This is a genomic window from uncultured Aquimarina sp., from assembly GCF_947492405.1.
In the GTDB taxonomy this organism is placed as follows: domain Bacteria; phylum Bacteroidota; class Bacteroidia; order Flavobacteriales; family Flavobacteriaceae; genus Aquimarina.
The window spans coordinates 344,519-366,489 of sequence record NZ_CANLMP010000002.1; the positions used below are offsets into that span (position 1 = coordinate 344,519).

General features: G+C 33.2%; 21 protein-coding genes. 12 read left to right on the plus strand and 9 right to left on the minus strand.

Annotated elements, in window-relative coordinates:
• Positions 1–108 precede the first annotated feature (108 nt).
• Both Q0829_RS07895 and Q0829_RS07900 read left to right on the plus strand, forming a co-directional pair.
• A complete protein-coding gene (locus Q0829_RS07895; protein ID WP_298541633.1) occupies positions 109–1,641 on the plus strand; it encodes a GH3 auxin-responsive promoter family protein in 1,533 nt (510 codons plus the stop codon).
• Between the two features lie 233 nt (positions 1,642–1,874).
• A complete protein-coding gene (locus tag Q0829_RS07900; RefSeq protein WP_298541634.1) occupies positions 1,875–2,213 on the plus strand; it encodes a hypothetical protein in 339 nt (112 codons plus the stop codon).
• 125 nt (positions 2,214–2,338) lie between these two features.
• Here Q0829_RS07900 and clpX read toward each other — a convergent pair whose 3' ends face one another.
• The 4 genes from clpX to Q0829_RS07920 form a co-directional block, all read right to left on the minus strand.
• Positions 2,339–3,571, minus strand: coding sequence for an ATP-dependent Clp protease ATP-binding subunit ClpX (gene clpX / locus Q0829_RS07905; protein ID WP_298541635.1), 1,233 nt, complete (start codon positions 3,569–3,571; stop codon positions 2,339–2,341).
• A gap of 105 nt (positions 3,572–3,676) precedes the next feature.
• Positions 3,677–4,351, minus strand: coding sequence for an ATP-dependent Clp endopeptidase proteolytic subunit ClpP (gene clpP / locus Q0829_RS07910; RefSeq protein WP_298541636.1), 675 nt, complete (start codon positions 4,349–4,351; stop codon positions 3,677–3,679).
• Positions 4,352–4,452: 101 nt separating this feature from the next.
• On the minus strand, positions 4,453–5,775 hold the full coding sequence (tig, locus tag Q0829_RS07915) for a trigger factor (protein WP_298541637.1): 1,323 nt from the start codon (positions 5,773–5,775) through the stop codon (positions 4,453–4,455).
• An 86-nt stretch (positions 5,776–5,861) separates the two neighbouring features.
• Complete coding sequence (locus Q0829_RS07920; protein WP_298541638.1) at positions 5,862–6,209, minus strand: phage holin family protein; 348 nt, start codon at positions 6,207–6,209, stop codon at positions 5,862–5,864.
• Positions 6,210–6,326: 117 nt separating this feature from the next.
• Here Q0829_RS07920 and Q0829_RS07925 point away from each other — a divergent pair, with 117 nt between their 5' ends.
• Positions 6,327–7,703 carry a thrombospondin type 3 repeat-containing protein gene (locus Q0829_RS07925; RefSeq protein WP_298541639.1) on the plus strand — a complete coding sequence of 459 codons (1,377 nt, stop codon included), beginning with the start codon at positions 6,327–6,329 and terminating at the stop codon, positions 7,701–7,703.
• 218 nt (positions 7,704–7,921) lie between these two features.
• On the opposite strand, the gene Q0829_RS07930 is transcribed toward Q0829_RS07925, so the two are convergent.
• The 4 genes from Q0829_RS07930 to Q0829_RS07945 all read right to left on the minus strand — a co-directional run bounded on the left by Q0829_RS07930 (position 7,922) and on the right by Q0829_RS07945 (position 12,350).
• Positions 7,922–9,484: a G-D-S-L family lipolytic protein gene (locus Q0829_RS07930; RefSeq protein ID WP_298541640.1), complete on the minus strand. Its 1,563-nt coding sequence runs from the start codon at positions 9,482–9,484 to the stop codon at positions 7,922–7,924.
• A 7-nt stretch (positions 9,485–9,491) separates the two neighbouring features.
• Positions 9,492–10,739: an outer membrane protein transport protein gene (locus Q0829_RS07935; protein ID WP_298541641.1), complete on the minus strand. Its 1,248-nt coding sequence runs from the start codon at positions 10,737–10,739 to the stop codon at positions 9,492–9,494.
• Between the two features lie 122 nt (positions 10,740–10,861).
• On the minus strand, positions 10,862–11,629 hold the full coding sequence (locus Q0829_RS07940) for an alpha/beta fold hydrolase (RefSeq protein WP_298541642.1): 768 nt from the start codon (positions 11,627–11,629) through the stop codon (positions 10,862–10,864).
• Positions 11,630–11,636: 7 nt separating this feature from the next.
• Entirely contained in the window at positions 11,637–12,350 is a 714-nt protein-coding gene (locus Q0829_RS07945) for a pyridoxine 5'-phosphate synthase (protein WP_298541643.1), read from the minus strand.
• 97 nt (positions 12,351–12,447) lie between these two features.
• Here Q0829_RS07945 and Q0829_RS07950 point away from each other — a divergent pair, with 97 nt between their 5' ends.
• From Q0829_RS07950 to Q0829_RS07990, 9 genes are all read left to right on the plus strand, one after another.
• Positions 12,448–13,104 carry a CBS domain-containing protein gene (locus Q0829_RS07950; RefSeq protein WP_298541644.1) on the plus strand — a complete coding sequence of 219 codons (657 nt, stop codon included), beginning with the start codon at positions 12,448–12,450 and terminating at the stop codon, positions 13,102–13,104.
• Positions 13,105–13,143: 39 nt separating this feature from the next.
• A complete protein-coding gene (locus tag Q0829_RS07955; RefSeq protein WP_298541645.1) occupies positions 13,144–14,028 on the plus strand; it encodes an NAD kinase in 885 nt (294 codons plus the stop codon).
• Positions 14,029–14,128: 100 nt separating this feature from the next.
• Complete coding sequence (locus Q0829_RS07960; protein ID WP_298541646.1) at positions 14,129–14,812, plus strand: DUF6089 family protein; 684 nt, start codon at positions 14,129–14,131, stop codon at positions 14,810–14,812.
• A 2-nt stretch (positions 14,813–14,814) separates the two neighbouring features.
• Entirely contained in the window at positions 14,815–15,552 is a 738-nt protein-coding gene (locus Q0829_RS07965) for an isoprenyl transferase (RefSeq protein WP_298541647.1), read from the plus strand.
• Positions 15,553–15,556: 4 nt separating this feature from the next.
• Complete coding sequence (locus tag Q0829_RS07970) at positions 15,557–18,184, plus strand: POTRA domain-containing protein (protein WP_298541648.1); 2,628 nt, start codon at positions 15,557–15,559, stop codon at positions 18,182–18,184.
• Positions 18,185–18,220: 36 nt separating this feature from the next.
• Positions 18,221–19,078: an OmpH family outer membrane protein gene (locus Q0829_RS07975; RefSeq protein WP_298541649.1), complete on the plus strand. Its 858-nt coding sequence runs from the start codon at positions 18,221–18,223 to the stop codon at positions 19,076–19,078.
• Between the two features lie 44 nt (positions 19,079–19,122).
• Entirely contained in the window at positions 19,123–19,632 is a 510-nt protein-coding gene (locus Q0829_RS07980; RefSeq protein ID WP_298541650.1) for an OmpH family outer membrane protein, read from the plus strand.
• Positions 19,633–19,719: 87 nt separating this feature from the next.
• The gene (gene murI / locus Q0829_RS07985; RefSeq protein ID WP_298541651.1) at positions 19,720–20,508 is read left to right on the plus strand and encodes a glutamate racemase; all 789 of its coding nucleotides are present in this window, start codon (positions 19,720–19,722) and stop codon (positions 20,506–20,508) included.
• 182 nt (positions 20,509–20,690) lie between these two features.
• Positions 20,691–21,215, plus strand: a complete 525-nt coding sequence (locus Q0829_RS07990; RefSeq protein ID WP_298541652.1) for a hypothetical protein — start codon at positions 20,691–20,693, stop codon at positions 21,213–21,215.
• 12 nt (positions 21,216–21,227) lie between these two features.
• On the opposite strand, the gene Q0829_RS07995 is transcribed toward Q0829_RS07990, so the two are convergent.
• Positions 21,228–21,962, minus strand: a complete 735-nt coding sequence (locus Q0829_RS07995) for a LytTR family DNA-binding domain-containing protein (RefSeq protein ID WP_298541653.1) — start codon at positions 21,960–21,962, stop codon at positions 21,228–21,230.
• Positions 21,963–21,971 lie beyond the last annotated feature (9 nt).

Sequence of the window (21,971 nt, forward strand, 5' to 3'; positions counted from 1 at the left end):
AAGTTAATCTATAAAAAGAATGATATTATTTTTATTATTTTAGTTTCCGACGAAAGTCAATCACACAATCATATTAATGCTAATTACAGCCTAAAGATACATCAAAAAATGCCAATTCCTTTAGTAAATTCTATCGCTAGCTGGTTTCTAAAAAAGCGTTTTCATCAGATGGAGCTTTTTCTAAAATACCCTAATGAAGTACAGCTGGAGTTGTTACACGTTTTATTAGAAACAGCCAAGAACACAGAGTTTGGCAAGACTTATGATTTTTCATCTATACACAGTTATGAAACCTTTAAAGAGCGAGTTCCAATCCGTTCTTATGAAGATTACGAAGAAATGATCGAACGCAGTAGACTAGGAGAACATAATATATATTGGCCTACACCTATTAAATGGTTTGCAAAATCTAGTGGAACTACGAATGCTAAAAGCAAGTTTATTCCTGTGAGTCAAGAATCGCTGGAAGATTGCCATTATGCAGCAGGAAAAGATCTTTTATGCATGTATCTTAATAACAATGAAAACTCTAAACTTTTTACCGGAAAAAGTCTTCGCCTGGGTGGAAGTAAAGAGTTGTATAAAGAAAACGGAACCTCATTTGGTGATTTATCAGCAATTATAATTGACAATATGCCATTTTGGGCAGAATTCAGTTCTACTCCAAGTAACGAAGTTTCTTTAATGAGTGATTGGGAAACGAAAATGATGGCTATTGTAAATGAAACCGTTCAGGAAAATGTTACCAGCCTTGCTGGAGTTCCATCCTGGATGCTGGTTCTGTTAAATCAAGTATTAGAGACAACAGGTCAAGAACATCTTTTCGAAATATGGAAAAATATTGAAGTATACTTTCATGGAGGAGTAAGTTTTGAACCTTATATTGATCAATACAAAAAGATCCTACCGCGAGATTCTTTTCGATATTATGAAATTTACAATGCATCCGAAGGCTTTTTTGCAATCCAGGACCGAAACGAATCATCAGAGCTATTATTAATGCTTGATTATGGTATTTTTTATGAGTTTATCCCTATGAACTCTTATGGAACCTCCGATGAAAAGGTGATACCATTAAGTGATGTAGAAATTGGTAAAAATTATGCTGTTATTATTACTACCAATGCCGGTTTATGGAGATATAAAATTGGTGATACTGTTCGTTTTACCTCTATTAACCCTTATAGAATAAAAGTATCCGGGAGAACAAAGCATCATATCAATGTATTTGGCGAAGAACTTATTATTGAAAATGCAGAAGAAGCACTTAGGAAAGCTACGAAAGAAACCAATAGTGAAATCATTGATTATACAGTTGCCCCTATTTTTATGGAAGGAAAAGAAAAAGGTGCTCACGAGTGGATGATTGAGTTTAAAAAGCATCCTAAGGATCTTGATGATTTTGCTAATATTCTTGATCGAAATCTTCAGAACATTAATAGTGATTATGAAGCAAAAAGGTATAACAACACTACATTAAACATTCTACAGATTAATAAAGCCAGACCTTATTTATTTTATGATTGGTTGAAAAAAAATGACAAACTTGGAGGCCAACATAAAATACCCAGGCTCTCTAATTCTAGAAAATATCTTGATGAATTGCTTATATTAAACAAAATTGGTTCGTATTCACTTTAATCGAGTAAAGGCTTAAATCTATACTAAAATTAGTAAAATTCCCCATCACGACTTTTTTAGTTATGGTTTTTACGTAAAAAATCTACGTAAGAAATTCTATTTTTTGGCTAAAATTGAGTATTTCATCGATTAAAAAAAACGATTGAACTAAAAAACAAAAAATATCTTTCACACCCCTTGTTTTCGTATTAAATTTGTTATCAGTAAGTTATGATTTAACAAATGTCCCAAGTATGAAAAATCTTTTACTCAGTCTTATTTTTATTTTATGTTCTGTAGCAGTTAGTGCACAAGAAACAGTTACTATCTCTGATAATTCCGAAGGAAATATTTCTATTAACGGGACTATTTCTAATGAATCTTCTTCATCTGTATCTACTACAGAAAACATGATTTTGGACATAAACAAAGTGTGTTACGGAGAAACATCTAAAGTCGCTTTTTATGAAGTATTGATTGCTAAAAATGGATTTAAAATAAACCTTAAGGATAGTAAGGATTTAGTAATAAGAAATACAGAAGAAATCATTTCTAAGAAAATAGAAGAAATATTATATTCAGAAGAAGATTAATTCACGTTTAATATCAATTTGAAACATCATCAATACTTTTATTCTAACAAGAAAGTATTATAAATATAAAAACTCCTTAAGCATTTAAAACTTAAGGAGTTTATTTTTTATATAACCCTTATAGATTATGAAACTGCTTTGAGCTTATTAATTATGGATTTGTTCAATTTCTTTTCAGCATAATCCTTTGTTACTCTCAACTCCGTTTCTTCACTCTCAGGCAATTCATACATTGCATCCGTTAAAATAGCTTCACACAAAGAACGTAATCCTCTTGCTCCTAACTTATACTCAACAGCTCTTTCTACTATATAATCTAACGCTCCTGGAGTAATTGTAAACGTTACATTATCCATTTCGAAAAGCTTTTTATATTGCTTTATAATTGCATTTTTAGGTTCAGTTAAAATAGCTCTCAATGTATTATTATCCAATGGATTCATATGTGTTAATACCGGAAGACGACCAATTATCTCTGGAATTAACCCAAAATCTTTCAAATCCTTTGGAATAATGTATTGCAATAGATTGTCTTTTTCTATTATATCTTCTGATTTAGAAGCACTAAAGCCCATTGCCTGCATATTTAGACGCTTCTGTATAGCACTTTCAATACCGTCAAAAGCTCCTCCTGCTATGAAAAGTATATTTTCGGTATTTACTTCAATAAACTTTTGATCCGGATGCTTACGACCACCTTTTGGCGGAACGTTCACTACAGTTCCTTCTAACAGCTTTAATAAAGCCTGTTGCACTCCTTCTCCCGAAACATCTCTGGTAATACTTGGATTATCACTTTTACGAGCAATTTTATCAATCTCATCAATAAAAACAATACCTCTTTGTGCTTTTTCAAGATTATAGTCCGCTGCTTGTAATAAACGAGTAAGAATACTTTCTACATCCTCACCCACATATCCTGCTTCAGTAAGTACGGTTGCATCAACTATAGCTAAAGGAACATTAAGCATTTTAGCAATAGTTTTTGCTATCAATGTTTTACCAGTTCCTGTTTGCCCTACCATAATGATATTACTCTTTTGTATTTCGATATCATCATCAGTACTAGGCTGCAATAAACGCTTATAATGATTGTATACTGCAACAGACATAACTTTCTTGGTAAATTCTTGTCCGATCACATATTCATCAAGAAATTTCTTTATAGCCATCGGCTTACGAAGCATTAATTCTGAGCTAAGCTCTCCTGTTTCCTCGTCTCTCGCCTCTTCTACAACAATTCCATGAGCCTGTACAATACAACGGTCACATATATGCGCATCTAACCCTGCAATTAGTAAATTGGTTTCCGGTTTCTTTCTCCCACAAAACGAGCATTCTAAATCTTCTTTCGGCATAATTATCTATTTCAACAAAACTCGTCTACCTATGTGATATTCATTGATAGACTTATTCTAGGGGTGCAGATGATCTTTAATCTGCAATTATTATTAACTATAAATTTATTCTCTTTTCAGTATTTCATCAATCATTCCATATTCAAGAGCTTTATCAGATTTCATCCAATAGTCTCTATCACTATCTTCATAAACTTTGTCATAACTCTGACCCGAATGTTTTGCTATGATATTATATAATTCTTCTTTTAGTATCAATATTTCGCGAGCAGTAATTTCTATATCACTAGCTTGTCCTTGAGCACCACCAAGTGGTTGATGAATCATTACCCTACTATGTGGTAGACCAGAACGCTTTCCTTTTTCACCTGCGCATAACAATACTGCTCCCATTGATGCTGCCATCCCAGTACATATTGTTGCTACATCAGGCTTAATAAATTGCATGGTATCATAAATACCTAAACCTGCATACACACTACCTCCAGGAGAATTTATATAAATCTGTATATCTTTTGAAGAATCTACACTTTCTAAAAATAACAGTTGTGCCTGTATAATATTAGCTACCTGATCATTAATGCCAGTACCCAAGAATATGATACGATCCATCATTAAACGAGAAAACACATCAAAAATAGCAACATTCATTTGACGTTCTTCTATAATATTAGGAGTCATCCCAGTTGGATACATACTACTGATAATTTTATCATAGTAATTACTATTAATACCATGATGCTGTGTAGCGTATTTTTCGAATTCTTTTCCGTAATTCATATGTTCTTTTTCTGAAATTTTATTTTTATAAAAAAGGCGTTAATCCAATCTTGGTTTAACGCCCTAAATATAAGTATAAATTCCTTATTAGTGTATGTTGATTATTTGTAAACTTCTTTTACAAAATCATCAAAACTCACTTCTTTTTCTTTCAATTTAACGTTCTCCTTATAGTAGGCAAGTAATTTCTGACTCATTAGTTGTTCAGAAATTCTTTTCACTTCATCCTGATTCGATAAAATTCTGGCTGCGATATCTTCCAGTTCTTTATCTTCTGGTGACATCTGACCAAATTGAGCCATTTGCCCTTTTATTAAATCTTTAGCAAACTCTTTTAATTCTTCAAAAGTAACCTGAAGGTTGTTATCATTAATTATTTTTCCTTCTATTAATTGAAAGCGCAATCCTTTCTCACTTTTTTCATACTCATCCTTCGCTTCATCTTCAGTCAAAGGTTGCTCACCCGTAGCCTGAATCCATTTTTGTAAAAACTCTGCAGGTAGATCAAATTTAGTATTTTCAAGAACACTCTCTGTTACATCATTAAGTAACTGCTGATCCGATTGTTGAACAAACTGACGCGCGGCATCTTCTTTGATTTTTTCTTTAAGTTCAGTAACTGATTTTACACCATCCTTACCGTATAGTTTATCAAATAGATCCTGATCTAAATCAGCTAGTTCCTGATTGTTGATTTCAGAAATAGTAAACGTTACTTCTACATCAAAACCTTTAGCATCATCCTGACTAATCTTTAGTGCATTCACCAAATCCTGATCCTCAGAAAATAACCCTTTGGTTTTTAATGTTAAAACATCTCCAACTTTAGAACCAATAAATTTATCTAAGTTTCTTTTTCCTTTTATTTTATCTAAAGAAATAGTTGTTTGATTCTCTATCTCTTTTTCTTCATTTACAAAAGTACCATTGATTAGATCATCTTTCTCAGCACTCTCTTTTGGCACTAACTTACCATATTGCTTTTGGATTGTTGTGATTTGATTATCAATCATCTCATCAGTAGCAACAATTTTATAGTGAGTTATTGCTTTTTTACCATTAAGTTTAATTTCAAATTTTGGTGCTAGACCTAATTCAAACTCAAAAGAATAATCATCAGTATCCCAATCGAAGTTATCTTGCTCTTTAGGTAAAGGATTACCTAAAACATCAAGTTTCTCTTCTGTCAGATACTTATTAAGAGCATCCTGTAACAGCTTATTTACTTCATCTACTAAAACTGCTTTTCCATATTGCTTTTTAACCAATCCCATAGGAACGTGACCTTTTCTAAAACCAGGAATATTGGCGTTTTTACGATAATCTTTAAGAATGTTCTCTACTTTATCGTTATAATCTGCTTTTGCAATATCTACTGTCACTACAGCATTTAAATCGTCTACTTGCTCTTTTGAAATATTCATTATCTCTACTTTTTTGTACTAAAAATCGGGTTGCAAAAGTAATACTTTTTTACAACTCAACAAAGTTTTAACTCCCTGAAAAACAGTTAGCTTTTATCTTTCTTTAAAATAGAGTATAATATAGATTGAAACACGGATAATAAAACACTAAATATCAATGCCCACAGCCAACCGTTAACATTAAAGCCTGAAACAAAATGGTCCGCCATTAGTATAATTGCAGCATTAATCACCAGCAAAAACAATCCTAAAGTAATGATAGTTACCGGTAAGGTTAGTATAACCAGCAAAGGCTTAACAACCGCATTAAGAATCGCCAAAAGAACAGCTACAATAAGAGCACTCACATAATTATCGACACTTGCTCCTGGTAAAATTTCTGCCAATACCAATACGGCAACAGCACTAAGAATCATTTTTAATAAGAATTTCATAATTACGTGATTAAGTAGTCTTTAAAAAAAGTATACATAAAACTACAAATATTATAGTAACAATTCTCAAAATTAAGACACTATATAGTATAACCTTTTAACTTTTAATATATTATTATGAAAACTATTTTAAAACTAATTTTTCTTTTTTTATTGCTACCCCAGACAATAACCTCTCAATGCTCATCTGCATATAATGATCTAAATTTTGAATACGAATATTCCACATTTGATGGGACCGGTCTAAACTTCTACATAACTTTTAATAACAATGGGTTCTTCAATAGTGATATCGCAGGGAACAAACTCGGAGTATTCATAATCAAATACCGAACATTAGACAACAACTCGAATCCTACAGGTAATTGGGAAACACAGCTTATAAGTGGAAATGACGAAATAGCTGATGGAAATGGCTTAAAATTTTATTACAAGTCAAGTAGATTAAGATTAAATCTCGCAGCTAGATCTCGTATGGAGTTTGAATTTCGTCTTTATCAATTTGACGTATTCAATCCATTAGTAAGAAGCTGTTTTTTTAGGATAATTGGCCCTGAAGATCTAGATGGTTTTTCATTTGATAATGATAATGATGGAATACCGAATTCTGAAGATAATTGTATTAACACTCCTAACCCTAATCAATCAGATTCAGACAATGATGGCGTAGGAAATATTTGTGATAACTGCCCAAATAATAATAATGATAATCAATCAGATATTGACAATGATGGTCTTGGCGATGCATGTGATACCGATATCGATGGTGATGACATCCCAAACAATAGTGATACTTGTCCTAATGAATATGGTCCAACTTCAAACAATGGATGCCCCCTATCACAAAATCCTAACCTAGTCGTTGATCCAGATGTTTCGGTTGCTTTCTCGCAGTGCATAACCTGCCCTCCTTCTTTAAAACTTTTCTTTGATAGTGGAAAAAAGCATTTAATAGCCAATGGCGGCGTAGGCAATCTAACTTTTGATAAACTAGAAATTAGAAATATTGGCAACACTACCTCTAATAGTGCAAAAGTTAAATTTTACTTTTCTCTAAACAATTCGATTGGCAATACCGATAAACTCATAAAAACAGTTAATATACCTAGTCGTAATATAAATAGCTCCTTTGGCATTTCTACTTCAATTAATGGATGGGATATTAACAATAATGGAGAGCTTGCTAATGGAAATTATTTTATTCTAGTGGATATTGATTCTGACAACTCTAACAACGAAGGCACAGCTGGTGAAGCTGACAATCTTCTTATCATACCTATTACATATACGGAACAAAATATATTCTCAAGGTTATTATCAGAAAAATCAACCAAAAACTTTTATGAAGTTTCTATTTATAATATCTCTGGACTACTGATAACTAAAAAAATAGTTGCCACAAAAGAAGAAGAACATATTTTTACTAAAAGTTTACCTAGAGGGTTTTATATAATTAAGAACGGCTCAGAAACCTATAAAATATCAAACTTATAGATGTTTAAAATTCAGATTTACTGTTTTTAATTTTCAAACGTTCCAAACATCAGATCTGATATTAAAATAAACTTCTCAGGATAAACCATCGAAGTATTTCAAAGAAACACTTACAAACGAAACAATTATTGGAAATATTAAACCCTTGTAGAACAAAAAAAGAGGCTGTCTAAAACTTTTTAGACAGCCTCTTTTTAAATGAATAAAAATTATTCTATTTAATTCACCTCATTACTTAAGGTAACAGTCCCGTAATCTCCTGGATTTACAGAAGGCAAAGTAGCTCCATATGCAATCTCTATCGCATTAATAATACCATTAGTTACTAAAGCATGTGCTCTAGGTGTAGGGTGTACACCATCTAGAGAAAATCCACCACCAGTTACAAAATCAGAAGTTATTACTCCGCCATCAAATGGAATCCCACCGTTAGCAGCTTGTGTTAAATCATTTGAAACATTATAAAAGGCTAAATCATTAGCATTGGCAACAGTAGCAATCGTAGTATTAAAAGCCTGACGAGCATTCTCTACTGAGGATTGTTCCGCTGGAGTTAATACATACTGATCTTCCAATGGAAAACTCACACCATTAACTGAAAATTGTCCTGCCTGCTCTGGTGTTAAACCAAATCCTATCAATTCTGTCAATCTTGCTTCATTTACCTGACCAATAACACCGGAACTAGTCAACACTAATAAATCATTAGCTGTCGCTTGTCTAGCCTGTCCGTATTGTGCAGCAACAATTGGAGCTAAAGGACCAAATGTACCCGCTAACGCAACTGCTAAATCAGCTGAAACATCGTCTAAAGATTCATCTTTAATAACAACAGGGCTAGCAGCGCTAGTTGAAAATGATATTGCTCTTTCTGGAACACCTGCAAAAGCAAAAGCAGCATTCAATCCTGCATAAGTTGCATTTAATGTTGGGATTTGAGGACCAAAATTAGGATCTAATGGACTTAGAGGAGCAAATGGCACCGTAGTAAAGAAAGGCAATGTCGTTACATTAGGCAAATTAAGTACTACTCCTTTTGCACCGTTAGCTGTAAGTGCAGCAATAAGCTGACGATACGTTGAATCAAAAGTTCCGCTATTCGTAATATCGAGACCTTGAGGAGAGTAAGTACTTGGGTCCATATTACCAGTAACATTATGATCCAAGCCTACACCACCTGAAGTAGCGTATCCTAAAATATCATTATTTCCTATCCACAAACTAAAAAACGTAGGGTTTTGTGCTACAGCATCTCCAATAACGGTTGCATTAGGCTCACTAGCAAAACGTCCAAAATATGGATTTAATGCACCATATCCAGGAAAACCTAAATGATAAACTCTTGCTCCAGGAACTCCCATATTATTAAAAGAAACTCCTAAATTAGTTGTAATATCAGTCGATGGCGCAGCTCCAGTATATAAAGAAGGACCTGGATTACCTTCAGCATCAAAAGCCAACACTAACCTTGGAGGGAACCTATCAGTTTGACCTGCAAACCCACCTACATTATCAGCCATTAGTGGTTGTGTAAATTCTCCACCACCTACAAGAGCAAATTGTTGCGACAGTATATTAGGATAAGAATTTTCCTGTCCTGTTATATACAATGCATTATCTGCAAAACCCGCCGTTAAAGAATTTCCTAAAGCAACAAAGTTAGAGAAGTCAGCCTCTCCGCTAGAATATACTCCAGCTTCATCAATTGGATTATCAAACTCTGGTTCACAAGCTACTAAACCTAATGCCAGAATTGCTAAATATTTTATATTGTTTTTCATCTTCAAATTATAATTTATAAGTTAAACCAAGTCCTGGCGCAAATGCGCTTGATTTATAAGTCCCTCTAAAAGGTACATTTTGTCCGTTTTCTTGATAAAAATCATAAGACTCATTCACCTCTTCAAATCTTAAGTAAAAGAAAGAAGCATCTATCGCTAACTTAGGAGTAATAGCAAAACTAACCCCTCCTGAAAACCCATTAGAATCATTACGAGGTGTCTCTGGAGCAAAAAACCCTGACTGCACTGGGGATTCATCGAAATAGTACCCTGCTCTTAGAGAAATTTTAGAAGTAGCATCATACTGCAATCCGAAACGATATACAGAAGAGTTTTTATAATTACGAGGGTTTAGTGAAGTAGAACCGTTACCAAATTGAATATCTAATGACTCATACACATCCCAGAATTGTCTGTTATAATCAAAAGCAAACAACCATTTTTTATGGAACTGATACGAAAGACCAATTGTTAATTCTGCTGGCAAAGGTAATTCTGCATCAAATGTTGTAGTACCATTTGCAGGAGTAGCAGGAGAATTAGGGAAATTTGAGAATGTTGCTTCACCACCTTCTGCTTCAAGAATAATTTCGCTACGATAGCTAAATCCTAATCTAAAATTTTCAGTTGGATTAAACATGGCACTCACACTCCACCCCCAATTAGTTACTCCAGAATCATCAACGGTAATATTAGAACGATTACCATCTATATCCGCTAATGTTCTATTTGCATTTCTGTTAAAGTTAACTGAACCTGTAACAAAAATAGGACCCCCTCCAATACTAAATTGATCAGAAAGTTTTATAGAAACCACTGGTTGGATATAAATAGCCGCTAACTCAATATTATTTACTAGGTGAGAACCTGCCCAATCTGTTGGCCAAGTTACCTCACTACCATAAGGAGTATATACTCCAAGTCCTAAGGCCAACCAATCATTAACTTTATAAGATCCGTATAAATTAAGCGGTGTACCAACAGAGCTATCTGTCTCAGAAGAAGATCCAAAATCAGAGTTTTGATAAATCACATCTGTAAAAATACCACTGGCACCAACACTTACATTTAATTTGTTTTCTAAATACACAAGACCCGCAGGATTGAAGAATACTAGTTCCGCACTATTCACCACAGCAACACCTGTATGCCCCATAGCCATCGCTCTCTGCCCTTGCACACTAACTCTATATCCACCAGCATAGGTGACCAAAGTCACTAAGGCGAATAGAACTAATAATAGTAGTTTTTTCATAATAAATTAGAATTGTTTTTGTTTTTTTAAGAATATTGAAAAAATAATGCACCAAATTTAGTAGAAAATACCAATTATCCAACTAAATCATTAAAATATTATGCATACATAGCATTTTTTGTTTAATTTCTAATAAATTCTAACACGGACGCTAAAAATTCCGTGGGATTTTCCGCGTGCAGCCAATGCCCAGCATTAGAAATCTCATCGATTTTTACTTTAGGAAATTGCCTTTTAATTCGGCTCTCATCTTCGCTCAAAACATAATTAGACTTTGCTCCTTTAATAAAAAGTACTTGCCCATTATAAACTAAATCCCCTGGAAGCTCTACTCCTATTTCTGAGGAATTCTGTATCAAACTATCCAAATTCATTCGCAAACCAAGTTCGTTCTTTTCTCTCCAAAATAGGTTTTTCATCAAAAACATCCGTACTCCAATATCTTGCACATACGCACTTAAAGCTTTATCTACTTCTCCCCTACTTTTTAACACCTCAAAATCTAAAGAGCTAAGTCCATCTAGGATATCTTGATGATGTAATGGATAGTATTTTGGTCCGATGTCAGCGATTATTACCTTTTTAAGTAACTCAGGATGATTAACAGCAAAGAACATAGCGGTCTTACCTCCCATAGAATGACCTAAAAGTATTACATCTTTCAGATTATTAATATGGCAATATTCTAACAAGTCAGAAGCTAAAAGCTCATAACTAAATTCATCGCTATGAGGGCTGCGACCATGATTTCTTTGATCAATCAGATGCATTTGATATCCAGATTCTGATATCTTCTTAGCGAGGGTTTTCCAATTATCCCCCATACCCAAGAAACCATGTAAAATTAGAAATGGCGTCCCTTCTCCAAAAACGTTAGCGTGTAATCTCATGCTTTCATTATTTAAGTCTGTGTAAATACATATTAACGACGTTTTCCAAACCAAGATATAAGGATTCACTAATCAATGCATGTCCAATAGAAACCTCAAGCAATCCAGGAATATTTTCTTTAAAAAATTTAATATTATCAAGCGAAAGATCGTGACCTGCATTTATACCTATCTCTAAATCTAAGGCCAACTTAGCACATTCTGCGTATGGTAGAATTGAATCTAAATTACCTTTATTATATTCAGACGCAAAAGACTCTGTATACAATTCGATTCGATCAGCACCGGTTTCTTTAGCTCCTTCAACCATCTGTCTTACAGGATCTACAAAAATTGAAGTTCTGATACCGTTTCTTTTAAACTCTGAGATTATTTCCTTTAAAAAGCTTTTATGTTTTACTGTATCCCAACCCGCATTACTAGTTATAGCTTCAACTGCATCAGGAACTAGCGTTACCTGAGTTGGCTTCACCTCGTTCACAAGATTAACAAATTTTGGTATTGGATTTCCTTCTATATTATATTCCGTATGAACTATTGGTTTTAAATCATAAGCGTCCTGATACCTAATATGTCTTTCATCAGGTCGAGGATGAATAGTGATTCCTTCTCCTCCAAAATCCTGAATATCTGCAGCCACTTTAAGTAAATTTGGCGTATCACCTCCTCTTGAATTACGTAGCGTTGCTATTTTATTGACATTAACACTTAATTTTGTCATAGTTTTTGATATAACTTTTAATAAAAAGCAAAAATACGAACTTGAGAGTGCCTCGGTTACATATTTTTGATTAATTTGCATAAAAAGCCCCGGGAATATGAAGACAAGCTTATATATAATAAATGAAATAGATCCACTGTCTACAACCGCAAAGGTTGCGGACGCACAATTATTATTTAACGAACTTACCTACACTCATTTTCCTGTCTTAAAAGATGGTATTTATGTAGGATGCATATCAGAAGCAGATGTTAGATGTTTTGAAACTGAAGAAATATTAGAATCCTATCTTTATGCTTTAGAAGGTTTTTTTGTTAGAGCTGATGCCAACTGGTTAGATATTTTAGAATCCTTTGCACAAAATCATTCTAACATATTACCTGTTCTTGATGATGACAACAACTATCAAGGATATTTTGAATTAAGAGATATTATGAATCTTTTTAACGAAACTCCTTTTCTAAGTGAGCCGGGTAATATTTTAATTGTAGAAAAAGGTGTATTAGATTATTCTTTTAGCGAAGTTTCACAAATTGTAGAATCAAATAACGCTAAATTGCTTGGTCTTTTCATTTCTAATATGGAAAACGATGTAATCCAAATTACGTTAAAAATAAATGATAGTGATATAAATAATATTGTCCAAACATTTAGAAGATATAGCTACAACATTGTATCTAAGCATCATGAAGATTCATTTTTAAATAATCTTAAGGAAAGGTCTCAGTATTTAGAAAAATACCTTAATATTTAACAAATAATATAAACTAACACCTAAACAAATTAAATCATAATGAAGATAGGTATTTACGGCCAGTTCTATCACGAAAAATCTGGAATTTATATCCAACAATTACTAGAAGCGCTGGACAAAAATAATATCGAGGTAGTGATTGAGAAAAACTTTCTCGAACTCATTAATCTTCATGACGATATTGATAAAAGCTATTCTCATTTTAGCACTTTTGAGGAGTTAGACCACTCCTATGATCTTTTTTTTAGTATTGGAGGAGATGGAACTATCTTAAAAACGATTACTTATGTTAGAGACTTAGGTATCCCAATTGCTGGAATCAATACTGGAAGACTAGGTTTTTTAGCAACTATTCAAAAAGAAGAAATAAAAGACACGATCAACCTTATATTAGATAAAAAATTTCATATCTCTCCAAGAACCATTGTAACAATAGATACTGTCCCACCAACAGAAGAGTTTGGAGTTCTAAACTTTGCAATGAATGAAATTGCAGTTAGTAGAAGAAACACGACTTCTATGATAACAGTACACACTAGTCTTAATGATGAATTTCTTACCTCTTATTGGGCAGATGGATTGATTATTTCCTCTCCAACAGGTTCTACTGGATATTCTTTAAGTTGCGGTGGCCCCGTTATGATGCCTGATGCAGAAAGCATGGTACTAACACCTATTGCACCTCATAATCTTAATGCCAGACCACTAGTTATTCCAGATGACAAAGAAATCAAATTACAAGTTTCTGGAAGAGAAGACACATATTTAGTTTCTCTAGATTCAAGAATACACACGTTACCAAATGAAGCTACAGTTGTTATAAAAAAAGCGCCTTTTAAAATAAATATGGTTGTTTTAGAAGGCGATAGTTTCTTAAAAACATTGCGAAAAAAAATGCTTTGGGGTGAAGATAAACGTAATTAGACAATAAAATCTACTAAAAAGTGTTTTTTAATTCATACTATTTTACTCAAATTCTTGTGTACTAAAGTTAATTGTTATATTTGCAAACTTTTGAAAATCTATGAGATACTTAGCATCCTTTGTATTAATTTTGTTTTTTGGGCAATCTATCACCTCTCAAACCTATGAGGTTGGACTGATGGCTGGTGGTTCTAATTATATTGGAGACGTAGGATCTACCTACTATATTTCGCCTAATGCTTTTGCTATTGGAGCGATCGGAAAATGGAATCGAAGTAAAAGACATGCTTTTAGAGCATCTTTTTTATACGCCAACCTTAAATCAAATGATTCTAAAGGAGATGACAGAAGGGTTCAAAGAGGTTTTAGTTTTAATAATTCTGTAAAAGAATTATCTGCAGGATTAGAATTTAATTTTTGGGAATGGTATCTATATGATGGTGAACCTCAGTTTACTCCATATCTATACACAGGTTTGACCGGTTTTAACTATAGTGCAAAAGCGGTTGACCCTAACAATGGCAATCAAATTAGCTCCTATAGTGAAAAATGGAGTGTTGCTATCCCGATGGTAGTGGGTGTTAAGAAAACTATCGGACGTCATTGGGTATTAGGTGCAGAAATTGGTGCGAGATATACATTCACTGACAATTTAGATGGAAGTGATCCAGACAGTGCGTTTGGAACAGGATTTGGTAATTTGGATAATAATGATTGGTATGTATTTACCGGCATAACATTATCCTACACATGGGGTAGAATCCCATGTTATTGTGCATTCTAAAAATGAATAATAAAGAACAACTCAATTCTAACATTCCGGAACATGTAGCCATCATTATGGATGGTAATGGCAGATGGGCAAAAAAGAAAGGATTCTTTAGAGCTGTTGGCCATGAAAATGGAACAAAAGCCGTTAGAGAAGTTGTAGAAGGAGCTGCTGAAATAGGAATAAAGTATCTTACATTGTATGCCTTTTCTACAGAAAACTGGAACAGACCTAAGTTAGAAGTAGAAACTTTAATGAAGCTTTTGGTAAGTTCCTTAAAGAAAGAAATAAAAACACTTCAAAAAAATAATATTCGCTTAAACGCTATCGGAAACCTACAAGCACTACCCGAAAAAGCAAGAAAAGAATTACTAGAAGTTATTGAAAAGACTAAGGATAACAAGCACATGACGCTTTCTTTAGCCCTTAGTTACGGTAGTCGAGAAGAGCTAATAAAAACTATTCAAGAAATAAGCAATAAAGTTAAAAATAATGTACTTTCGCCACATCTTATAAATGAAGCAGTCATTAATGAGCATTTGTATACCAAAACGCTACCAGATGTAGATTTATTAATACGTACCAGTGGAGAACAACGTATTAGTAATTTCTTATTATGGCAGATTGCGTATGCAGAATTATATTTTACTGAAATATTATGGCCCGATTATAAAAGAACAGATTTATTTGAAGCCATTTTAAATTATCAACAAAGAGAAAGAAGATTTGGAAAAACTAGTGAGCAGCTTAGTTAAAAAGATGACAAAAAAATTACCCATTACGTATTTTGCATTTATTGCATTTTTATTAAATACAGTATTACTTTCGGCACAAAACTTACCAGGTACTAGCGGAAAAGAGTATATTATCGGAGATATTGAAGTTACAGGAATATCTACTTATAGTAAAAACACCATTATAACCTTTACAGGTCTTAAGAATGGTCAACGAATTTCATTGCCAGGTGATCGTATCAGTCAGGTTATAAAGAAACTTTGGGATCTTGAATTATTTAGCGATATAAATTTTTACATCACTAAAGTAGAAGGCGACACTGCCTATCTTGAGATTAATATCCAAGAGGTTCCGGAGTTAAACCAAGCTCGTATAGAAGGTATCAGAAAGCGTAAAGCGGAAGAATTAATTAAAGACAACAGTCTGACATCTGGAGCAAAGGTTACTGAAAACCTCATTACTACTACACGTAATTTTATTACCAATAAATATCGTAAAGATGGTTTTCTTAATACCAAGGTTATAATCAACACTACTCCCGTTAAGGATACTGTTCCTACTAACAAGGTTAATATGTTAGTTCGTATCGATAAAGGTGATCGAGTAAAAGTTGATAAGATTAGGATTAATGGAAACGAGCAATTTTCTGATGGCAAAGTGAGATCAGCAATGAAGAACACTAAACAGAAAAAATTCTGGAGATTCTGGAAACGCTCGAAATACATAAAGAATGATTATCAGGAAGACAAAGAAAATATTATTAGTAAATACAAAGAAAAAGGATACCGAGATGCTAGAATCACTACTGATTCTTTAATTATAGAAGATAATAACAGTGTGTCTTTAAATCTTGCTATAGAGGAGGGTAATAAATATTATTTCGGAGATATTAATTTTCTAGGGAACAGCGTTTATACTGATAATCAATTAGCAAGACAATTAGTTATCAAAAAAGGAGACGTATACAATGGAGTTCTTCTGGAAAAACAGATTGCTGATAACACTAAACCCGATGCAAACGATCTTACCAACTTGTATCAAAATAATGGATATTTATTTTCTAATATTGATGCCGTAGAAACTAATGTTAAAAACGACACCATAGATTTTGAAATAAGAATTCGAGAAGGAAAACTAGTACATTTTGATCATATTACAGTTACAGGTAATGATAAAACTAATGATCATGTTGTTTATCGAATCTTAAGAACTAAACCAGGTCAAGTATATAGCAAAGATTTAGTTGTAAGGACAGTTAGAGAAATAGGTCAATTAGGATTTTTTGATCCTGAACAATTAGAACCTCAGTTTAAAAATGCCGATCCGCAAGCTGGAACTATAGATATCAACTATCCTGTAGTAGAGAAAGGAGCAAGTCAGATTGAGCTTCAAGGTGGTTTTGGTGGTGGAGGTTTTGTTGGAACCTTAGGTTTAGCCTTCAGTAACTTTTCTATCAGAAATATTTTCAATAAAGAAGCATATAGTCCTTTACCTATGGGAGACGGTCAAACGCTTCGTGTTAGAGCACAAGCTAGTCAGTTTTTCCAAACATACAGCCTGTCATTTATTGAGCCTTGGCTTGGTGGAAAAAGACCATTTCAGCTTTCTACATCTTTTTCTCATACAATACAGTTCTTATTTAACAACAGAACTAGAGATGTAGATAGAGATAGTAAGTTTTTAATTACTGGTGGGTCTATTGGTATTGCAAAAAGATTGAATTGGCCTGATAATTACTTTACCTTATCACAGGCGATAAGTATTCAACATTATAACCTAAAAAACTACAATACCAGATTATTTACCTTTGGTAATGGTTCTTCTAACAATCTTGCATACACCATAGGAATTAACAGAAATAATACAGCTATTAATCCAATTTTCCCGACATCAGGGTCAGAGTTTAATCTTATCGCTAAGCTTTCTCTACCTTATTCTTTATGGGATGGTACAGATTATAGTCAATTGGCAGAAAGAAGATCGGATATCCAAGGACAATTAGATGATCCAAATTCAGGATTGAGTACTGAAGAACTTCAGACACTAGCGGATGAAAGAGGTGAGATTGACCAAGAACGATTTGATTGGCTAGAATATTACAAGATTAAATTTGACGCTACCTGGTATACTACCTTAGCTAAAATAGGCAAACAACCATTAGTCTTGAGAACCAGAGCAGAATATGGTTTTCTTGGAGCTTACAACAATGATAGAGGAAATATTCCTTTCGAAAGATTTTTCTTAGGAGGTGACGGATTAGGAGCAACAGCCTTGGATGGAAGGGAAGTTGTAGCTCTTAGAGGATATCCAAACCAATCATTAATACCATTAAGTAGAGCAAATGACCCAGATTTTGTAGAAGATGGGGCAACAATTTATAATAAATATTCGTTAGAGCTTCGTTATCCTATTACTCTAAAACCATCAGCCTCTATTTATATGCTGGCATTTTTAGAAGGTGGAGCATCTTATGATAGCTTTAGAGGATTCAATCCGTTTCAATTAAATCGTTCTGCTGGAGCAGGTTTACGTATCTTTATGCCAGCCTTTGGATTGCTGGGTATTGATTTTGGGTATGGTTTTGACCCAATTCCAGGTACGACAGGAAATAATGGATGGGAGACTCACTTTATCATTGGACAACAATTTTAATTTTGGCACGATTATTTCTATAAACAAAACAGGATCATGAAAACAAAAGTTCTTTTAGTATTAGCAGCTATCCTTTGGTTATCTTTCTCCAACACAGCAGAAGCTCAAAAAGGTATAAGAGTCGGTTATATAGATATGGATTATATCTTAGAGAATGTACCTGAATATAATGAAGCTTCAGCTGATTTGGAAACCAAAGTACAAAAATGGAAAGTGGAGATCGAAGCTGAATTAAAGGAAGTAGAACAAATGAGGAAAGACCTCAACAATGAACGTGTTCTTCTGACTAAAGAACTTATTGAAGAAAGAGAAGAAGATATTTTCTTTAAAGAAAAAGAAATCCTGGAATATCAACAGAAGAGATTTGGACCTAATGGGGACTTATTTCTTCAAAAAAAGAGATTAGTACAACCAGTACAGGATCAAGTTTTTGTTGCAGTACAAGAAGTAGCAAAAAACAAAAAATATGATTTTGTATTTGATAAATCTGCAGACTTAGTAATGTTATATTCTGCCGACAGACATGATATCAGTGATCAAATTTTGTTAAGAATTAATAGAGCTTCCAAAAGAAAGCAAATTAATAGTAAAAAAGAGAAAAAAGCACTAGAACGTGCTGAAAAAAGAAATGTTGAACAGGAAAAAGAAGTAACAGACAGAGAAAAAGCGGCATCACTAAAACAATCTGAAAGAGAAAGATTACTTGCAGAAAGAAAAGCCGCACGAGATTCGATAAGAGCTGCTAAGAAAAAGGAATTTGAAGAAAGAAGAGCTAAACTTATAGAAGCTCAAAAGAGAAAGAAAGACTCAATAAAAGCTTTAAGAGAGCAATTGAAAAACGACACACCTTCTAATGATGAGGATGGTGAGACCGAGGAAAATGATGACAATTAGAGAAATTAATTTTTAAATTTATAACACACTTAATATTACTTGAAATGAAAAAGTTTAGAACCCTATTAGTAGCCTGTGCATTCATCCTAGGAGCATCAAGCTTCGTAAATGCACAATCTAAAGTAGCACATATCGCTTCACAGGAACTTGTGGAAGCAATGCCTGCTTTTAAAGCTGCCAAAAGCGAAATTGAAAAGCTAAACAAAACGTACGAAGCAGAAATCAGAAATATGGTTTTGGAATTGCAAAATACGATGAAAAAGTATCAAGCAGAAGCTCCTACCAAAACTGAAGAAGAAAATGCTAAAAGAGCTCAAGAAGTTCAGAATACAGAAAAAAGTATTGGTGATTACAGACAGAATGCTTTACAAGATCTTCAGAAGAAAGAAATTGAATTACTAAAGCCTATCTATGAAAGCGCACGTGTTTCTATTCAAAAAGTAGCAAGAGCACAAGGATTTCAATATGTATTAGATTCTACAACAGGAACAGGAGTTATCTTAGCTGATGGAAAAAATCTAATGGCAGATGTGAAAAAGGATTTAGGTATCTAAAAAAATTACCTTTATAGAATAAAATAAAAAAACAGTGAGTCTAAACTCACTGTTTTTTTTATTTTTGAAACAGTACTATCTCAGAAAATGAACAAACAAGCAATAGGTATTTTTGACTCAGGTATTGGCGGAACTTCTATATGGAAAGAAATCGCCATAGCAATGCCAAATGAAAACACCATATACTTGGCAGATAGTAAATATGCACCTTATGGCAAACGCAGTACTGATGAAATTATATCACTAAGTATTAAGAATACCAAAAAGCTTATTGAATTAAATTGTAAAATCATTGTTGTTGCATGCAATACTGCCACTACAAATGCCATAAAAATACTTAGAGAACAATTTGATATTCCATTTATCGGCATTGAACCTGCTATAAAACCCGCCGCCTTAAACACAAAAACTCAAAAGGTTGGCGTTTTAGCAACAAAAGGCACTTTATCAAGTGAATTATTTGCCAAAACATCCGATTTATATGCAAAAAAAATAGAGGTTATTGAAGTTATTGGAACTGGATTAGTTGAACTTATAGAAGAAGGAAAGATCCAAACTCCAGAAATGCATCTCTTATTGGACTCATATATACAGCCTTTAATTAAAAAAAACATTGACTACCTTGTTTTAGGTTGTAGTCATTACCCCTACCTCATCCCTATTCTAAAAAAAATGCTTCCGGAGCATGTTGGTATTATAGATTCTGGTGAAGCAGTAGCTAGACAAACTAAAGTAATTCTTTCTAAAAACAATCTTCTAAATACTGATGCACTAGAAGGAATACATACTTTTTTTACGAATGGATCATTACACATTTTAGAAGAGATTTTGAAAAAACATGATATCTCTTCCGTATCGAAAACATTGATATTTTAAAAATGTAAGAATTAACTTTCTTTTTATAATAATTAAATGTTAAAAAACAACTCTTTAGCGAATTTTAACACTTTTTGCCGTTTTTTAAATTCTTTTTTTCTTTTATTTGATAATCTCTTGATTGTTAAGTTTTTACAATAAAGAAGATACTAATAAACCCTTTTACCCCTAATTCTGTAGTTATGAAGAAAAGCATTGTAACGCTTTTTGGATTATTCTGTGTGACCTTTTCTGTGGCACAAAATAATGTTCAAATAGACGGAAGACTAAAACCGCATTTAGACAAATTCTTCGAGTATTGTAAAGAATATAATATTGAATATTATGACAAACTTTTTGAACTAAAAAATATCGATATTGTTGATACACTTACTGTTTCTCCTCAAGCTTCTACTTTAGGAATGCTTACAAGAGATAAAAACAATAAAGTGGAAAATATAGTAATTAACTGGGTAGCCATGCTAGATCAGGAAATACTAAAGATAGTTGCTTTTCATGAATTTGCGCATTATTTCCTAGAATACGAAAAGCACATCTGTGATGATTGTGGAAAAATAATGGCTGTAGTTAACAGTAGCTATTTTGATATCGCCAAGGACTGGGATAATCAGGTAAAAACACTGTTTCTAGAATCTCCTTTATACAAAAGAAGAAAAACAGTTGCTTATACTAATTCATATAGCAGACAGGATCATTTAGCTAATTAGGCTTATTCTTTCTTATTTAAAATAATCCAATAAAGCTCCCTTTTTAGAAGAGGAAACCATAAGCTCTTTTCCTGAGGATAACTGTACACTGCCTCCTTTGCCTTTTTTATATCGCACAATCGTACTTACATTGACTAAAAAACTTTTATGAATTCTAACAAATCCTTGATCAGACAAAGAATCTTCAAAATACTTTAAGGTTTTACTAACTAGTTTTTGCCCTTGATTAAGGAATATTTTGGTATAATTATCATCAGCTTGACAGTACAAAATTTCAGAAATTTTTAACACCTCGAAACCATCCTGTTGCGGTATGGTAATCTTTCCATCAGCCGCGGCGGATACTTTTGGCGTTAAAACTTTATCCTGTAGTTCTTTTTCACGCTCTTTTATATGATTAACGTGATCAACTGCTTTAATAAGATTATCTATCGCTATAGGCTTCAATAGATAGTATGTAGCCTGTACATTTAGCGCATCTACAGCATAGTGGTCATACGCTGTTACAAAAACGGTTTCAAACGTTCGGTCAGGTACTTGTTCTAACAAATCAAAAGCATTTCCATATGGCATTTCTACATCAAGAAATAAGAGATCAGGATTATTAGATTCTAATAAGGTTAGCGTTTCTTGAACGCTCGCTGCTTCTCCTAACACTCTAACTGTCGGACAATATTTTTTAAGATAATTTTTTAAGATTGCTCGGCTATTAGCCTCATCATCTACTACAATTGCTGTTAAATTCACAGTTTTCAG

Bases quoted from the DNA above. Each gene is read 5' to 3' on its own strand.
- Q0829_RS07895 (WP_298541633.1), top strand. From the start codon at position 109: ATGCCAATTCCTTTAGTAAATTCTATCGCTAGCTGGTTTCTAAAAAAG.
- Q0829_RS07900 (WP_298541634.1), top strand. From the start codon at position 1,875: ATGAAAAATCTTTTACTCAGTCTTATTTTTATTTTATGTTCTGTAGCA.
- clpX (WP_298541635.1), bottom strand. From the start codon at position 3,571: ATGCCGAAAGAAGATTTAGAATGCTCGTTTTGTGGGAGAAAGAAACCG.
- clpP (WP_298541636.1), bottom strand. From the start codon at position 4,351: ATGAATTACGGAAAAGAATTCGAAAAATACGCTACACAGCATCATGGT.
- tig (WP_298541637.1), bottom strand. From the start codon at position 5,775: ATGAATATTTCAAAAGAGCAAGTAGACGATTTAAATGCTGTAGTGACA.
- Q0829_RS07920 (WP_298541638.1), bottom strand. From the start codon at position 6,209: ATGAAATTCTTATTAAAAATGATTCTTAGTGCTGTTGCCGTATTGGTA.
- Q0829_RS07925 (WP_298541639.1), top strand. From the start codon at position 6,327: ATGAAAACTATTTTAAAACTAATTTTTCTTTTTTTATTGCTACCCCAG.
- Q0829_RS07930 (WP_298541640.1), bottom strand. From the start codon at position 9,484: ATGAAAAACAATATAAAATATTTAGCAATTCTGGCATTAGGTTTAGTA.
- Q0829_RS07935 (WP_298541641.1), bottom strand. From the start codon at position 10,739: ATGAAAAAACTACTATTATTAGTTCTATTCGCCTTAGTGACTTTGGTC.
- Q0829_RS07940 (WP_298541642.1), bottom strand. From the start codon at position 11,629: ATGAGATTACACGCTAACGTTTTTGGAGAAGGGACGCCATTTCTAATT.
- Q0829_RS07945 (WP_298541643.1), bottom strand. From the start codon at position 12,350: ATGACAAAATTAAGTGTTAATGTCAATAAAATAGCAACGCTACGTAAT.
- Q0829_RS07950 (WP_298541644.1), top strand. From the start codon at position 12,448: ATGAAGACAAGCTTATATATAATAAATGAAATAGATCCACTGTCTACA.
- Q0829_RS07955 (WP_298541645.1), top strand. From the start codon at position 13,144: ATGAAGATAGGTATTTACGGCCAGTTCTATCACGAAAAATCTGGAATT.
- Q0829_RS07960 (WP_298541646.1), top strand. From the start codon at position 14,129: ATGAGATACTTAGCATCCTTTGTATTAATTTTGTTTTTTGGGCAATCT.
- Q0829_RS07965 (WP_298541647.1), top strand. From the start codon at position 14,815: ATGAATAATAAAGAACAACTCAATTCTAACATTCCGGAACATGTAGCC.
- Q0829_RS07970 (WP_298541648.1), top strand. From the start codon at position 15,557: ATGACAAAAAAATTACCCATTACGTATTTTGCATTTATTGCATTTTTA.
- Q0829_RS07975 (WP_298541649.1), top strand. From the start codon at position 18,221: ATGAAAACAAAAGTTCTTTTAGTATTAGCAGCTATCCTTTGGTTATCT.
- Q0829_RS07980 (WP_298541650.1), top strand. From the start codon at position 19,123: ATGAAAAAGTTTAGAACCCTATTAGTAGCCTGTGCATTCATCCTAGGA.
- murI (WP_298541651.1), top strand. From the start codon at position 19,720: ATGAACAAACAAGCAATAGGTATTTTTGACTCAGGTATTGGCGGAACT.
- Q0829_RS07990 (WP_298541652.1), top strand. From the start codon at position 20,691: ATGAAGAAAAGCATTGTAACGCTTTTTGGATTATTCTGTGTGACCTTT.